The sequence below is a fragment of the Catenulispora yoronensis genome (genome assembly GCF_039531695.1).
In the GTDB taxonomy this organism is placed as follows: domain Bacteria; phylum Actinomycetota; class Actinomycetes; order Streptomycetales; family Catenulisporaceae; genus Catenulispora; species Catenulispora yoronensis.
The window spans coordinates 102,224-117,219 of sequence record NZ_BAAAQN010000015.1; the positions used below are offsets into that span (position 1 = coordinate 102,224).

The 14,996-nt window shown below is 72.0% G+C and carries 16 protein-coding genes; 7 read left to right on the forward strand and 9 right to left on the reverse strand.

The features are described from left to right. Positions 1–40: 40 nt before the first annotated feature. A complete protein-coding gene (locus ABD481_RS15285) occupies positions 41–505 on the reverse strand; it encodes a DUF5990 family protein (protein ID WP_344666302.1) in 465 nt (154 codons plus the stop codon). A 112-nt stretch (positions 506–617) separates the two neighbouring features. Here ABD481_RS15285 and ABD481_RS15290 point away from each other — a divergent pair, with 112 nt between their 5' ends. Further along, positions 618–1,022, forward strand: coding sequence for a bpX5 domain-containing protein (locus tag ABD481_RS15290; protein ID WP_344666303.1), 405 nt, complete (start codon positions 618–620; stop codon positions 1,020–1,022). Positions 1,023–1,038: 16 nt separating this feature from the next. On the opposite strand, the gene thrS is transcribed toward ABD481_RS15290, so the two are convergent. From thrS to ABD481_RS15305, 3 genes are all read right to left on the reverse strand, one after another. Further along, the gene (thrS, locus tag ABD481_RS15295) at positions 1,039–2,268 is read right to left on the reverse strand and encodes a threonine--tRNA ligase (protein ID WP_344666304.1); all 1,230 of its coding nucleotides are present in this window, start codon (positions 2,266–2,268) and stop codon (positions 1,039–1,041) included. A 170-nt stretch (positions 2,269–2,438) separates the two neighbouring features. Next, complete coding sequence (locus ABD481_RS15300) at positions 2,439–4,097, reverse strand: ABC transporter permease (RefSeq protein ID WP_344666305.1); 1,659 nt, start codon at positions 4,095–4,097, stop codon at positions 2,439–2,441. After that, positions 4,094–4,990 (reverse strand): ABC transporter ATP-binding protein, encoded by an 897-nt coding sequence (locus ABD481_RS15305; RefSeq protein WP_344666306.1) that lies wholly within the window; start codon positions 4,988–4,990, stop codon positions 4,094–4,096. The genes ABD481_RS15300 and ABD481_RS15305 overlap by 4 nt, the downstream gene beginning before the upstream one ends. Before the next feature lie 75 nt (positions 4,991–5,065). On the opposite strand from ABD481_RS15305, the gene ABD481_RS15310 reads away from it, so the two are divergent. Further along, positions 5,066–5,653 (forward strand): GbsR/MarR family transcriptional regulator, encoded by a 588-nt coding sequence (locus ABD481_RS15310; RefSeq protein ID WP_344666307.1) that lies wholly within the window; start codon positions 5,066–5,068, stop codon positions 5,651–5,653. Between the two features lie 57 nt (positions 5,654–5,710). Here ABD481_RS15310 and ABD481_RS15315 read toward each other — a convergent pair whose 3' ends face one another. Then, the gene (locus ABD481_RS15315) at positions 5,711–6,427 is read right to left on the reverse strand and encodes an NAD(P)H-dependent oxidoreductase (protein ID WP_344666308.1); all 717 of its coding nucleotides are present in this window, start codon (positions 6,425–6,427) and stop codon (positions 5,711–5,713) included. A 102-nt stretch (positions 6,428–6,529) separates the two neighbouring features. Between ABD481_RS15315 and ABD481_RS15320 the strand changes: the two genes are divergently transcribed. After that, entirely contained in the window at positions 6,530–6,991 is a 462-nt protein-coding gene (locus ABD481_RS15320; protein WP_344666309.1) for a MarR family winged helix-turn-helix transcriptional regulator, read from the forward strand. On the opposite strand, the gene ABD481_RS15325 is transcribed toward ABD481_RS15320, so the two are convergent. Next, the gene (locus tag ABD481_RS15325; RefSeq protein WP_344666310.1) at positions 6,968–7,642 is read right to left on the reverse strand and encodes a response regulator transcription factor; all 675 of its coding nucleotides are present in this window, start codon (positions 7,640–7,642) and stop codon (positions 6,968–6,970) included. The two genes, ABD481_RS15320 and ABD481_RS15325, sit on opposite strands and share 24 nt — an antisense overlap. 451 nt (positions 7,643–8,093) lie before the next feature. Here ABD481_RS15325 and ABD481_RS15330 point away from each other — a divergent pair, with 451 nt between their 5' ends. From ABD481_RS15330 to ABD481_RS15345, 4 genes are all read left to right on the forward strand, one after another. Further along, positions 8,094–8,444, forward strand: coding sequence for a hypothetical protein (locus ABD481_RS15330; RefSeq protein WP_344666311.1), 351 nt, complete (start codon positions 8,094–8,096; stop codon positions 8,442–8,444). A 42-nt stretch (positions 8,445–8,486) separates the two neighbouring features. Next, positions 8,487–8,873 (forward strand): BlaI/MecI/CopY family transcriptional regulator, encoded by a 387-nt coding sequence (locus tag ABD481_RS15335; RefSeq protein WP_344666362.1) that lies wholly within the window; start codon positions 8,487–8,489, stop codon positions 8,871–8,873. Next, positions 8,870–10,240 (forward strand): M56 family metallopeptidase, encoded by a 1,371-nt coding sequence (locus tag ABD481_RS15340; protein ID WP_344666312.1) that lies wholly within the window; start codon positions 8,870–8,872, stop codon positions 10,238–10,240. Before ABD481_RS15335 ends, ABD481_RS15340 begins: the two co-directional genes overlap by 4 nt. 71 nt (positions 10,241–10,311) lie before the next feature. Further along, entirely contained in the window at positions 10,312–11,490 is a 1,179-nt protein-coding gene (locus tag ABD481_RS15345) for an alpha/beta hydrolase (protein WP_344666313.1), read from the forward strand. On the opposite strand, the gene ABD481_RS15350 is transcribed toward ABD481_RS15345, so the two are convergent. From ABD481_RS15350 to ABD481_RS15360, 3 genes are all read right to left on the reverse strand, one after another. After that, positions 11,396–12,382 (reverse strand): sigma-70 family RNA polymerase sigma factor, encoded by a 987-nt coding sequence (locus ABD481_RS15350; RefSeq protein ID WP_344666314.1) that lies wholly within the window; start codon positions 12,380–12,382, stop codon positions 11,396–11,398. The genes ABD481_RS15345 and ABD481_RS15350 overlap by 95 nt on opposite strands. Beyond that, the gene (locus ABD481_RS15355) at positions 12,288–13,721 is read right to left on the reverse strand and encodes an MFS transporter (RefSeq protein WP_344666315.1); all 1,434 of its coding nucleotides are present in this window, start codon (positions 13,719–13,721) and stop codon (positions 12,288–12,290) included. Before ABD481_RS15355 ends, ABD481_RS15350 begins: the two co-directional genes overlap by 95 nt. A 106-nt stretch (positions 13,722–13,827) precedes the next feature. Then, the gene (locus tag ABD481_RS15360) at positions 13,828–14,859 is read right to left on the reverse strand and encodes a TerC family protein (protein WP_344666316.1); all 1,032 of its coding nucleotides are present in this window, start codon (positions 14,857–14,859) and stop codon (positions 13,828–13,830) included. Positions 14,860–14,996 lie beyond the last annotated feature (137 nt).

The following is a 14,996-nucleotide window of genomic DNA, read 5'->3' on the forward strand; positions in this document are numbered from 1 at the left end:
GGCCGGGATTGCCAACCCCCTCACAGGGTGGCGCGGCGACTCACGACGCGGGGAGGGCCGACCACTCCACGTCGGGAGGCAGCAGGCGTGCGCACACCGGCATGCCCTTGGCGTCGGTCAGGCCGAGGCGTACGCGCAGCACACCAGACTCGACGCCGGCGGCCAGGACCTCCTCGGGGATGCCGGACATCATCAGCTTGGCGCGCCGGAACATCGCGAATCCGGTCCCGTCGGCACCGGCCTCGCCCCACGTCAGGTACACGAACCGGCCGCCGATGCCGTCCTGGACGTGGCGGCCGCGCAGGGTGCGCACTCCGTCCTTGGTCGTGAACGGCTCGACCGGGAGCTCCCACGACACGGCGGCGGCGTCGGCGGACTGGGGATCGAGGAGCTCCGACGGCTTGTCCCTGACCTGCACGGCCACGCGGACGCCGGGCAGGCCGGGCAGGGTGTGGCCCTCGATGCGGAGCAGCATGGCCTCCATGCTCGCATGCCGATCGGACATCTCCGTGTCACTCTGGCCGTGCGTATCCTTTTCCGGTGAATGATCCGATGACGGGGGCGATGACGGGGGCGGTGTCGGGGCGATGACGGCTACAGCCTCCAATGAGCGCATCGTGGAGTCGTGGCGTCGGCGAGAACCGCCGTTGCAGGCGGTGGCGATACTCGGCGTGGGCGCCGTGGCCACCGCGCTCGCCGCGGCCACCCATCGCCGCGTCGCGGACGGAGCCGCGCTGCGGACCGTCGTAGATCCCGAGTACCTGGTGGTGCTCGGCGACGAGGCGGCGCTGCCGTGGGTCGAAGGCGCACGGTACTTGGGCTGGGACGGCGCCGCGTTGACCCTCACCACGCACCAGGTGCTGCCGTCCGCCGACCTGTGGCGGTCGGCGGCGCTGGCAGCACGAGGCGGGGCTGCGGACGTGGCGGCGCTGGTGATCGTGCTGCCGGAACAGGTGTTGATAGCCGGGAGCGCCATCGTGGACGCGGATCCCGTGGCGCTGGCGGCAGTGTTCGCGGGGTGAGGGCGAACAGCCACCCTCACCCCTCCCACAACCCCCTCCCCCGCCCCGCCACCCGCTCGGCGATCCGCTTCCCCGCCTCCGCCACCCCCAGCGGCTCCAGCCGCCTCCCGTCCCGCAGCCGCAGCGCGACCGCGCCGTCCGCCGCCTCCCGCCCGCCGATCACCGCCTGATAGGGCACGAGCCGCGCCTCCCGGATCCGGGCGCCAAGGCTCCCCCGCTCCGGGAACGCCACCTCGGCCCGCAGACCCAGGTCCAAGCACTGCGCGTGGAACGCGCGCGCCGCCGGGATCTCGCCCTCCCCGACCGGCAGCACCGCTACCTGGACCGGAGCCAGCCAGGCCGGGAAGGCGCCGCCGTGCTGCTCGATCAGGTGCGCCACCACCCGTTCCAGACTCCCCACGATGCTGCGGTGCACCATCACCGGACGGTGTCGCGCGCCGTCCGCGCCGATGTACTCCAGAGCGAACTGTTCCGGTTGGTGGAAGTCGATCTGGACGGTCGACAGGGTCGATTCGCGGCCGGTGGGGTCGGTGATCTGGACGTCGATCTTGGGGCCGTAGAACGCTGCCTCGCCCTCGGCCTCGTAGTAGTCGAGGCCTGATGCGGTGAGGACCTCGCGAAGCATCTCGGTGGCGCGACGCCACATGTCGGGTTTGTCGATGTACTTGCCGCCGGGCCCCGGCAGGGAAAGCCGGAAGCGGGCCGCGTCGATGCCGAGGGCCTGGTACGCGTCCTGGATCAGGCTCAGCGCCGACGAGGCCTCGGCGGCGACCTGCTCCAGGGTGCAGAAGATGTGCGCATCGTTGAGGGTGATGGCTCGGACTCGGGTCAGGCCGCCGAGAGCGCCGGAGAGCTCAGCACGGTACATGCCGCCGATCTCAGCCATGCGAAGCGGCAGCTCGCGGTAGCTGTGTGCGCGGGACCGGTAAATCAGTGCGTGGTGCGGGCACAGGCTCGGCCGCAGGACGACTTGCTCGGCCCCGAGGTCCATCGGCGGGAACATGTCGTCGCTGTAGTGGGACCAGTGCCCTGAGATCTCGTAGAGTTCGCGCTTGCCGAGCACTGGTGAGTACACATGCTGATACCCGGCGCGCCGCTCGACCGCCCGGATGTACTCCTCGATGGTGTGCCGGACCACGGCGCCGTCGGGGAGCCAGTACGGCAGGCCGGCGCCGATCAGCGGGTCGGTGTCGAACAGGCCGAGTTCGCGGCCGAGTTTGCGGTGGTCGTGCGGGTTCTGGCTCATGGGACCTCTCCTCAGTACTGGGAAGTGCTGGGAGGGCGAGGGTCCCGGACAACGGCGAAGCCCCGGGGCACTCGCCCCGGGGCTTCGTTAACGCTTCAGGATTCAGCGCGCCGGGACGGAGTCCGGCGTCGTCGTCTGCATGGCGCGCTTCATGCGTCCAAGGTAGCAGATCACGCCGACGACACGTCGCGGCCGCGCAGGCCCAGCAGGCCGGCGGCGGCGAGGACCGCGGCGACGGCTGTCATCCAGATCAGGGGCGCCCAGTGGAACGCCCCGCCGGGGATCTTCGGGATGTGGGTGAACGGCGTCAGGTCCAGCAGCCAGTGCGAGGCGTTGATCGCCGGCCCCAGGTAGGCGATGAAGACCAGGACGCCGAAGACGCCGTAGGCGGCCGGCGTCCACTTCGGCAGCAGTCCGAACAGGGCGACGCCGACGGCCGCGATGATCCACAGCGCGGGGGTCGTGACCAGCCCGGCGCGCAGCATCCGGCCGACCCAGCCCCAGAAGTCCCCCAGCACCGCTCCGGCGCCGATGCCCACGCCGAGGCCGGCGCAGGCCATCACCAGCGCGCTGCCGACCGCCGGGTAGACCAGGTGGCTGCCGGCCCAGGCCAGGCGGCCGGCGGAGCCGGACAGGATCGGCTCGGCCCGGCCGGAGGTCTCCTCGCCGCGCAGCCGCAGGACGGCCTGCACCGCGTAGAAGGCCGCGGCCATTCCCAGGAAGCTGACGGCGGTCGCGAGGTAGGAGTCGGTGAGCCCCTGCACCCCGCCGTAGCGGGCGATGATGTCCTCGACCTGCTTGTTGTCGTTCAGCAGCTGGTCGATGCCCTTGGCCAGGGTGCCCATCACGACGCCGAAGGCCAGCAGCCCGGCCGTCCAGCCGAGCAGCGTCGGCAACTGGAGCCGGCGGCCCAGGCCGTGGACGCCGCGCAGGCCCGGTCCGGCGGCGGGCGGTCCGGGGCGCTGCGGCAGTAGTCCGCCGCCCAGGTCGCGGGCGCCCTGGAGCCGGTATCCGACGGCGGCGGCGACCACGCCGGCGGCCAACGTCAGGCCGATCACCCACCAGCGGTCCCCGGCCCAGGGGTGCACCCGCTCGATCCAGCCGAACGGCGACAGCCACGCCACCCAGCCGGCGCCGCCGCTGTTCCCGGCCGCGTCGCCGACGGTGCGCAGCAGGTAGGCCAGGCCCAGGATCAGCGCGCCGATCCCGTTGGCGGTGCGCCCGGTCTCGGTGAGCTGCGCTGCGACCGCCTGAGTGCCGGCGATGGCCACGCCGACGGCGAACAGGCAGGCGCCGAACGCCAGGGCGCCGGCCCAGCCCTCGCCGAGGGCGACCATCACCACGGCGGCCAGCAGGCCGATGCCGAAGCAGGCGGAGCCGGCGATGACCAGGGCCGCGGTCAGGGGCGCGTTGCGGCCGACGGCGCCGGAGCCGAGCAGCTCCAGCCGGCCGGACTCCTCCTCGGCGCGGGTGTGCCGGGTGATCAGCAGCATCACCATGATGCCGATCAGCAGGCCGCCGAAGCCGAGCACACGCCAGGCGGTCAGTGCGCCGAGGCTGTGGGTGTCGTAGAGCGGGCCGTAGAGGGCGCGCAGGGACGGGTTCGAGGAGATGCTGACGGCGAGCTGGTCCCGGTCGGCCTGGGTCGGATACAGCTGCTTCAGCGAGTAGGCCGTGCTGCCGACGGTGGCCAGCAGGGCGTAGATCCAGACCGGCAGCATGATCCGGTCGCGGCGGGTGCCGAGTTTGATCAGGGTTCTGAGGCCGCCGTCGGTGGCGCCGCGGCGGGGCTCGGCGGGCTCGGCGGGGCTCGCCTCCGGGCCGCTCACCGGCCGGCGCCTTCGGGCTCGTAGTGGCGCAGGAACAGCTCCTCCAGCGTCGGCGGCCGGCTCACCAGGGTCCGGACCCCGACCGCCGTCAGGGCCTTGAGCAGCCCGTCGAGGTGGTCGGTGTCGACCTGGCAGCCGACCTTGGCGCCGTCGACCTTCAGGTCGTGGACCCCGGGCAGCGCCTCGATCCCGGACGGCGGCCCGCTCAGCTCGGCCTCGACGGTGGTGCGGGTCAGGTGCCGCAGCTCGGCGAGCGTGCCGGTCTCGACGCTCTGGCCGGCGCGGATGATGTTCACCCGGTCGCAGAGGGCTTCGACCTCGGACAGGATGTGGCTGGACAGCAGGATCGTGCGGCCGCGGCGGCGCTCGTCGGCGACGCACTGCCGGAAGACGTCCTCCATCAGCGGGTCCAGGCCGGAGGTCGGCTCGTCGAAGATCAGCAGCTCCACGTCGGAGGCCAGGGCGGCGATCAGGGCCACCTTCTGGCGGTTGCCCTTCGAGTACTGGCCGCCCTTCTTGGTGGGATCCAGTTCGAAGCGCTCCAGCAGGTCCGCGCGGCGTTTCGCGTCGACTCCGCCATGCAGGCCGCCCAACAGGTCGATAACCTCTCCTCCGGAGAGGTTGCGCCACAGCGTGACGTCGCCGGGGACGTACGCCAGCCGCTTGTGCAGCGCCACCCGGTCCCGCCAGGGGTCGCCGCCGAGCAGGGTCGCGGTGCCGGAGTCGGCGCGGATCAGGCCCAGCAGCACCCGGATGGTCGTCGACTTCCCGGCCCCGTTGGGGCCCAGGAAGCCCAGGACTTCGCCCTCTTCGACGGCCAGGTCCAGGCCGTCGAGCGCACGGGTCCGGCCGAACGTCTTCACCAGGCCGGACGCGCTGATCGCTGTCGTCATAGCCCTCAGGCTACTCCAACTTTCAGAATTTTGTGAATGTTATGAAATCGCGAGGAGGGGCGCTATTTTGGGGTCATGAGCACGGACCAAGCCCCCGGCCCGGACCCGGCCCAGCTGCTGGCGTACATCGAGCGCTTCGCCAGCACGCTGAGCGACAGCGGCATCCCGCGGATGCCGGCCCGGGTGTTCGCCGCCCTGCTCACCGCCGACGACGGCCGCCTGACCTCGCAGCAGCTCGCCGGGATGCTGGACATCTCCCCGGCCGCCGTCTCCGGCGCCATCCGCTACCTGAGCCAGGTCGGCCTGGTGACCCGGGAGCGCGAACCGGGTTCGCGCCGCGACCGCTATCGGGTGCTGGACGAGGTGTGGCAGGAGGCGATCCTCCAGCGCGACGCCATCCTGGTCCGCTGGGAGACCAGCCTGGCCGAGGGCGTCGCCGTGGTCGGCGCGGAGAGCCCGGCCGGCCGGCGGCTCGCGGAGTCGGTGGTGATGTTCCAGTTCCTGCGCGGCGAGCTGCCGGGCCTGCTCAAGCGCTGGTACGAGCAGCGGGCGGAGCTGCGGGCCGCGGCGACGCGGGACGACGCGGTCGGGCGGGCGCTGGCGGCGCATCCGGAGCCGCATCCGGAGGCGGAGGCGGAGGCGCATCCGGAGGCGGAACACTGATCGCCATGGACGACGCCACGACCCTCGCGGTACTCGGCGGCCCGGTGGCGCGGATGCTCAGTTCGTAGGGTTCGTAGGGCTCGTAGGACTCGTAGGGCTCCCGGCCCTCCCGGCACCCGCCGAGGCCGCCGGGCCCACCGGGCTCCGCACGGCCAGCCCGGCGAACCGCGCCTCGGTGTCGTGCAGCATCCGTTGCCGCTGCTCGGCGGTGCGGTCCGTGACGCGATCGTAGTTCACCCACGTCAGGCTTTTGACGCCGATCTTGCCGAACGTCCCCTTGAACAGGATCTTCGTCAGCGGATCGCGGAACCACCACCGGTAGGCCTTGTCCGGCGTCGTCATCACCGACAGGACCGTGACGCCGGACAGGCGCGGCATCAGGCTGCGGAAGGGGTTGCCCTTCGCCCCGGGCAGCTCCTCGAACACCACGCCCTTGGTGAGCACGCGGTCGAGGAACCCCTTGGTCGCGGCCGGCATCGCCTCCCACCAGACCGGGAACGCGAATACGAGGTGGTCGGCCGCCAGCAGGCGCCGCTGGTAGTCGGCGACCCTCGGGTCCACGACCCCGGCCTGCCGCCAGGCCGCCAGGTCGGCGGCGGTCATCGCGGGCGCGAAGCCGTCGGCGGCCAGATCGACGAGGTCGACGTCGTGCCCGGCGGCCTCCAGGCCGCGGATCGCCGCGGCGGTGACGGCCGCCGTGAAGCTGCGGCGGTGGGGGACGTTGTCGGCCGAGGCCAGCGTGTAGGGATGATCGAGGACTATCAGGACCCGCACAGGGACTCCTCGGAGCGACCGGCCGGAACCGCATGACTGTTGCATCTGCAACGGTTGCATTCAAAACTGTTGCCTGTCAAACCGGCCCGTTATCCTGGGCCCATGGACGTGCCCCAGTTCCCCGACGACCAGGCCACGCTCTGGTACCTGATCCGCCGCGTCGCGGGCTTGCTCGACCGCGGCGGCGAAGCGCTGTTCCAGCGGGAGCTCGGCATCTCGCTGGCCCAGTTCCTCGTGCTGTCGGTCGTCGACGCGCACCCCGGGCCGCTGAACCAGCAGACCGTCGCCGACCGGCTCGGACTGACCAAGGGCACGGTCAGCCGGCAGATCGACAACGCGGTGTCGGCCGGGCTGATGACGGTGACCGTGGCACCGCGGAACCGGCGGGAGAACGTCGTCACGCTCACCGCCGCCGGCACGGAGCTGGTGCGGCGCGGCGACGCGGCGTTCGAACGGGAGGGCGCGGCCAGCCGGCCGGAGCTCGATCCGGCCGACGTTCAGGCCACGATCAGGGTGCTGACGGCGATGAACGCCGCGCTCTCACACCTTCACGCTCCGCGGTAACTCGGCGTCGGCCACGTAGCCGATCCCGCGCACCGTGCGGATCAGGTCCGGCACCCCGAGCTTGGCGCGCAGCGTGGCTATGTGCACCTCCAGGGTCCGGTTCGCCGACTTCTCCGTGGTGTGCCAGACCTTGCGCAGTATCAACTCCCGGCACAGCACCGCGCCCGGAGTGCTGGCCAGCAGGTGCAGCAGGTCGAACTCCTTACGGGTCAGCACCACCGGCTGGCCGTGGACGTTCACCCGGCGCTCGTCGGCGTCCACCACCACCGGACCGACGCCGAGGTGGTCCGGACGGTCGGCCGGGGCCCGGACCGCGGCCCGGATCCGAGTGGTCAGCTCGGTCAGGCCGTACGGCTTCACCACGAAGTCGTCGACGCCCAGCCGGCGGCCCTCGATCCACAGCCCGCGGTCGGCGCGCGCGGTGATCGCCACCAGCGCGGCGTCGGTGCGGCGCCGGATGCGCTCGCACAGCGCCAACGACTCCTCGTCGAGCAGCCCGAGGTCAATGAGCACTGCGTGCGGCGAGAACGCCGCCATCCCGGGCAGGTCGTCGGCACGCAGCCGGCGCACCGCGAACCCGTCCAGGCGCAGTGCGTTGTCCAATGCCGGCTGCGGTCGGTCATCCCTGCGACCAGCCACCACAAGCCTCATCGCTTGTCACCTCACAGCGCTCGCGCGTTTGGCGCGGACGAACACAAGACGAACAATCAGGGGGTCATTCGTTAATCATGTTAACCAGGGTCCTGTCATTCTCCTCACCCACAGTGCCCGATTGCAATACCGCGCGTGCAGGAAATCTCAAGCCGGCCTCAAACCCGCCAGCGGCCCCACCGGGGCCCAGCGGGGCCGATCGGGCGCCCCCGGGCCGCCGACCGGGCACTGATCTGCGGCGCGACAGATCGGCGGCCGCACTTGAGAACCGGTGGAGGATGCCGCATCCGCGCCATTGGTCACGGCATCGGGCAAACTGAGCGGATGTAGTCCGACAAGCGGACGACCACCAGTCCAACAACTGGACCACGCGAGTGGCTCGTTCGGCGCCGCGCGCCGCCGTGACGTGGTTGGGCCCGGTTCGGCGCGCGCCTTCGGAGATCGTGGCGGCATGCTCGTCGACGCCTCGTATCTCGCGTGGGTCCGGCCCGCGCGCCGGGTCCACTTCGCCTTGTCCGTGGGGATGACCCTCACCGGCGTCGTGCTCACCATGTCCGGTCTGATCGGGAGCCGGGGGTCGGCGGCGGTGACCGCGCCGGTGACCGCGCCGGTGGAGCGGACCGCGGACCTGTCGGTTGTCGGCGGGACGGGGGTCGGCGGGACGGGCTCGAAGGTGCCGCCGCCCTCGCCCTCGGCCAGTGCGCGGCCGCGTCCGAAGCCGAAGCCGCGTCCCCGGCCGTCTCCGGTGGAGCAGGAGCCGGGGCCGGAGCCCGGCTCGGTGACGCCCGCGCCAAAGCACTGATTCCCGGAGCGACCAGCGTGGATTAGGCTTGCGGGCGTGGCGATGCGACAACTCGGAGATCTCGAAGCCGCCGTCATGGACCGGATATGGCGGCGCAATCGCCCGGTGCTGGTCCGTGACGTGCTCGACGACCTCAACACCGACCGCGCGCTCGCCTACACGACCGTGATGACGGTGATGGACAAGCTGCACCGCAAGGGCTGGCTGCGCCGGCAGCCGCAGGGCCGGGCGTACGTCTACGAGGCGGTCGCCTCCCGCGAGTCGTACACCGCGCGCCTGATGCGGGACGCCTGGGCCACCAGCGACAACCAGGCCGTCGCGTTCGTCCACTTCCTGGAGCAGCTCTCGGACGACGAGGCCCGGGCCCTGCGCGCCGCCTTGGAGATCTTCCCGCCGGAGCCCGAGCCCCAGGCGGACCCCCGGCAGTGATAGCGGCACTGATCCTCGGCCTGTACGCGGTGGCCGTGGCCCTGTTCGCCCCGGCGCTGCTGGCCCGCTTCTGGCCCTCCGACCGCGCGCCCCGGCTGACGGTGCTGCTGCTGCAGATCCTGAGCTGCTCGTTCCTGGCCGCCTCGGTCGGCGCCGGGCTCGCGCTGGCGCTGACTCTGGTCGAGGGGCTGTCCGAGCTGAGCCCGGCGCTGGACCGCTGCGCCGACACTCTGCCCGTCGGCGAGCACAGCTCGGTGGCGACCTGGGTGGGCCACATCGGCCTGGTCTCGGCCGGCGCGCTGGTGCTGCGGATCCTGTACTGCCTGCTGGTGACGTTCGGCCGGGCCCGGCTGCGCCGCCGGGCGCACCTGCGGGTCCTGCGGATGCTGGCCACCCGCGACGAGGAACTCGGGGTCCTGGTCCTGGACCACCCGGCGCCGGCCTGCTACTGCCTCCCGGGCGACATCGTCATCACGACCGGCGCGCTGTCCCGGCTCAACGCCACGCAGCTGGAGGCGGTGCTGCTGCACGAGCGGGCGCACGTCTCCGGCCACCACCACGTGGTCATCGCCCTGGCGGCGGCGATCGGGCGCACGGTGCCGCACGTGCGGCTGCTGACCTACGCGGAGCGCGAGACGCGGCGGCTGGTGGAGCTGATCGCCGACGACGCGGCGGTGGCGCGGACCAGCGCCCCGGCGGTCGCGGCGGCGCTGGCGGTGATCGGGACCGGGCACGCGCCCGACCTGGACCCCACGGCGACGCCGATGCCGATGCTCCTGCCCGCGCTGACGCCGGACCGGGGTACTGCGGGTCCCGATGGCGCTGCGGGCGAGGTCAGGACTGGTTCGGGGGCGGCGGGCCGGGAAGGTGCGACCGGCGCGACCGGCTCGAAGGGTGCGGCTGGCGGGGCAGGCTCGAAGGGTCCGGCCGGCGCAGCGGCCAGAGTCGGCGCGGCAGGCTCGAAGGGTGCGGCTGGCACGGCTGCCAAGGCCGCCCCGGTGCCGTCCCCCAACACCGCCTTCACCGCCGACCCGAGCACGCTGAGCATCGACTCCTCGCCGACCCTGCGCCGCGTGCGCCGCCTGCTGCGGCTGGACCGCGCCCTCACCGGCCGGGCCCGCGCGCTGAGCCTGACCGCCGCCGTCTTCATGATCGCGCTCCCGATCACGCTGATCGGTGTCTCCGGCGCGTCGCTGATCACCCACTGTCCGCCCGACACTGAGGACCACGACGCGGGCCCGGCGGCGGTGACCGCCGTGTTCCTCGACGCCGACGCTCCCGTTGGCTGCGGCGCGTCGGTCGACTGCTGGCCGCACCTCCCGGCGCCGAACTCGCGGATCCAGCCCTTGGCGGACATCGCGCACTGAATCAGCGTTGTACGATACGGAGCACGCGGCCAGGAGCGACCTGGGCGTGTCCCCGCAGGCAGGGTGAGGACATGTCCGGCGCGCTGACCACCACGCTGAACCTGGCTCTGTTCGCCTTGCTGGCCTTGTTCCCTCCGATGCCGCGCCACTCCTCGCCGTTCAACATCCAGTTCGTGTTGGGCTGGTGGATCAACGAGCTGCCAGTGCTGGGCTTGTGCTGGCTGGTCGCGGGGACCGTCGGCACCTTGGTCGCCCCGCGGCCGGGGGTGTGGTGGCTGCTCGTGGCCCTCACCGCGCTGGACGCACTGCTGCTCGGCCGGATCGCGGTCCGGGCCCGGTCGGCGCGACCGGCGCTGTCCGAGGCGTTCCGGGCGGTCTACGGGCCCGACAGCGCGCCCCGCCCCACCCGACCGCCGTGGTGGCGTCTGGTGGTGCCGATCATCTCGTGGCGACCGGATGTGCGCCGGGTCCGCAACCGCCGCTACGGCCCGGCCCGGCGCGGCAACCGGCTGGACGTGTACGTCTCCCGTCGGCGCCGACGGTCAGAGGCGCCGGTGCTGGTCTACATCCACGGCGGCGGGTTTCTGATAGGCAGCAAGATGCTGGGTGCCAGGCCTCTGCTGTACCGGCTCGCGGCACAGGGCTGGGTCTGTATCAGCATCGACTACCGGCTCCTTCGCGTCGGCTACGGGGATCAGCTCGCCGACGTGCGGGCCGCGCTGGACTGGACGCGCGCCAACGTGCCGGCGTACGGCGGCAGCCCCGAGGCGATCTTCGTGGCCGGCGGTTCTGCGGGAGCGCATTTGGCAGCGATGGCCGCGATGGCTCCGCCGTCCGAAGGCGGAGCCGGGACCGAGGTGCGCGGCGTCATCGGGTTCTACGGGTACTACGGACCTGTCGGCCGCTCCGAGCCCGGCGCGCCGGCGTCCCCGCAGGACTGCGTCAGCCCCGACGCTCCGCCGTTCCTGATCGTCCACGGCACGCTGGACACCCTGGTGCTGCGCCGCGACGCCCGGGCCTTTGCCGACCGGCTGCGCGCGTCCTCCGCTCAGCCGGTCGTCTACGCCGAACTACCCGGCACGCAGCACAACTTCGACTTCTTCCAGTCGCCGCGGTTCCATGCGGTCACCGACGCCGTCGTCCGCTTCGCGGAGCTCACCCTGTCGCCGACTCCGACGACTCGACCGACTCCGCCGACCCGACCGACTCCGACGACCCCGCCGACTCGACCGACTCGACCGACTCGGTAGCCCCCACCGGCCCCACCAGCTCGATCTCCAGCCCCGCCAGCAGCCCGGCATCGGCCAGCATCTCGATCGCCACGATCCGCCCGCCGACCACCGTGAAGTCGAAGACCACCCGCGCCGCGCCGCCCGGCGCCCACGCCAGGCCCGGCGTCCCGTCGACCAGCGCCAGCTGCGCGGCCTGGGCCCGGCCCGAGAACTGCTCGGCCACGTCGCCGGCACCGCGGACCTCGGCCGGGGCGCCGAAGCCGGCGGCGGTCAGGTCGGCGCGGAGCACGACGTCGGGGTCCAGCAGCCGCAGCAGTCCCGCGAAGTCGCCGCCGCGCGAGGCCGCCAGGAAGGCGCCGACCACCTGGCGCTGCCGGGCGCGGTCGTTCTCGGTCTCCTCGGCCTGGCCGCGGACCCGGCGGCGGGCGCGGCTGGCCAGCTGGCGGACCGCGGCGGTGCTCTTGCCGACGATCGGGGCGATCTCCTCGAACGGGACCGCGAACAGGTCGTGCAGGACGAAGGCCAGGCGCTCGGACGGACCGAGGGTGTCCATCACCACCAGCAGGGCCAGGCCCAGCGAGTCCGACAGCTCGGCCGCCAGCTCCGGGTCGGCCAGCGCGTCGCGGTCGGCGGTCTCGGCCGCCGCGGCGCCGGCCGGGCCCTCCAGGTCCTCCTCGCCGTGGGTGCGGCGGGCGCGCAGCACGTCCAGGCAGACCCGGCCGGTGACCGTCGTCAGCCACCCGGCCAGGTTCTCCACCTCGGTCACGTCCGACCGGTTCAGCCGCAGGTAGGCCTCCTGGACGGCGTCGTCCGCCTCAGCCAGCGACCCCAGCATCCGGTACGCCACAGCTGTCAGGTGCGGGCGCTGGGACTGGAAGAACTCCGCCAGCTGCTCGACGTCGTCGCTCATGGTTCCCCATCCTGCTACGGATCCCGGCGCCGATCGCGCCGTGGTGCTGTTCACGGTCGTCGCTATGACGTACGCCGTCGCGCGAATGTGACAGCGGCCCGCGCAGCAGCACTCCGGCCGCCACCGCCGCGACCGCGCTCAGCCCGGCCAGCGCCGCGAAGCCCCACCGGCTGTCGGAGCGGTCGACCAGCTCGGCGATCCCCAGCATCGCCACCACCGTGGCCGCCAGCCCGGCGCCGTTGGCCAGCCCGAAGGCCCGGCCGGCGTGCGCCTCGTCGACGCTGGTCATCACCAGCGAGCGCGACGCGATCCGTGCCGTGCCGTAGGTGAACGCGCCGAGCGCGACCCCCAGGCCCAGGCCCACCGGCCCGAACAGCGGTTGCAGGACCAGCGCGACGTTGCACGCCAGGAACCCGAACACCGCGATCGGCAGGTCGTTGAACCGCCGACCGGCCGCCTTGTAGAAGGCCGTGGCCGCCAGGAAGCCCAGGCTCCCGATGGCGTCGACGATGCCGAACAGCGCCGCGCCGCGCTCCCACTCGCCCAGGACCAGCTTCGGCAGCAGCGCGTTGAACACCGTCACGACGACGCTGCCCTGCGCGTAGAGGACGATCAGGCGGCCGAGCGGGACGCGGGAGCTCGCGGGCTGTCCGGCGGTCAGGGCGGCGGTCGGAGCGGTTGTCGAGGCGGTTGTCGAGGCGGTTGTGGGGATGATTGCCGGCGTCGCACCGGCCGCAACACTGGTTTCAGCTCCGGTTACCGCACTCCGCCTCCCCACTCCGGCCACCAGGGCCGCCGACACCGCGAACGTCCCGGCGTTGAAGAACAACAGCGGCACCGCCCCGAGCCGCTGCACCAGCAGCCCGCCGACGGTCGCCGACAGCAGCATCCCGGCCTGGGTCGCCATCTCGTAGTTCGCGTTGAACCGGCGCACCTGGCTCGGCCGCACCCGCTCCTTGATCAGCGCGTTGCTCACCGGGAAGAACAGCGCCGCCACCACGGCCAGCGCGAAGTTCGCCGCGTAGATCCCGGGCCCCTTCGCCCCGCCGGACGCCAGCCACACCGGCAGCGCCAGCGCCAGCACCGCCGAGGCCAGGTCGCAGCCGATCCACAGCCGCCGCCGGTCGTAGCGGTCGGCCAGCCGCCCGAAGATCGGCGACAGCACGGCCTGCGGCGCCGCCACCGCGACGAACAGCAGCCCGACCGCCAGCATCGTCCTGTCGGAACGGATCATCAGCAGCGCCCCGGCGATCAACTGCACGTTGTTGCCGAGCGCGGTCACGAAGGCGGCGGGAACGAGCAACTGCTCGGCCCGCCGCGTGGCGCGTACGAGTTCCATGCGCTCAGTGTCGAGGGACGTCACTGACATCTTCTGTCAGTGACTGTGCGCACTGTTGGAACCGCGTGCGTTGTTAAAACTGTGCGCGCTGTTGGAACTGTCCGCGCTACTCGTGCTTCGACGCCTTGCTGGCGGCGACCTCGTCACCGGCCGCGGTCTCGACCGAGATCGCCTCGGCCGGCGCGCCGTTGCGCCGCGTACTCAGCAGGCTGGTGACCGTCGTGATCGCCAGGACCCCGATGATGACGGTCAGCGAGGCGGCGATGCCGATGGTCGGGACGGTGATCGGCCCGATGTGCTCCACGCCCGAGCCGTGCAGCGCCTCGAACAGCATCTTCAGGCCGATGAAGCCCAGGATCACCGACAGCCCGTAGGACAGGTGCACCAGCCGGTCCATCAGCGCGCCGAGCAGGAAGTACAGCTGCCGCAGCCCCAGCAGCGCGAAGGCGTTGGCGGTGAAGACGATGTAGGGCTCCTTGGTGAGCCCGAAGATCGCCGGGATCGAGTCCAGGGCGAACAGCAGGTCGGTGGACCCGATGGCGACCATGACGATCAGCATCGGGGTGAACCGCCGGTGCCCGCCCACGTGCGTGACCAGCCGGGCGCCGTCGTAGTCGTCGGTCGTCTTCACGGCCTTCTTCACCCGCTTGAGCAGGCGGTTCTCCTTGAAGTCCTCCTCGCCGCCGTGGCCGGTGGCCAGCTTGACGGCGGTGTAGATCAGGAACGCGCCGAAGAGGTAGAAGACCCAGCTGAACTTGCTGATGATCGCGCTGCCGGCGGCGATGAACGCGCCGCGCAGCACCAGCGCCATGATCACGCCCCAGAGCAGGACCTGGGACTGATAGGCGCGCGGCACCTTGAACTTGGTGAGGATGATGACGAAGACGAACAGGTTGTCGACGCTCAGGCTGTACTCGGTGATCCAGCCGGCGAAGAACTCGCCGCCGTAGCGATGCCCGGTGAAGTACCAGAGCCCGATGCCGAACAGCACGGTCGCGGCCACGATGCAGGACACCCAGACCGCGGCTTCGCGGGTCTTGATGGCGTGCGGATAGCGGATGCCGTGCCACAGGTCCGCGGCGACGGCCAGGGCCAGCACGGCGATCGTCGCGATCCAAACAGCAAGGGTGACATGCATCTCGGGACTCCTCCGGCGTTGTCAAGGTACACACAAGCGCCGGAGGTCTTCTCCGCCTGAAAGAACCTGCTCAGGCTGGGGGGCCGGGAGCCGGTGAGAACTCCGTGATGACGACCCGTCCGATTGGGGAGTACTCC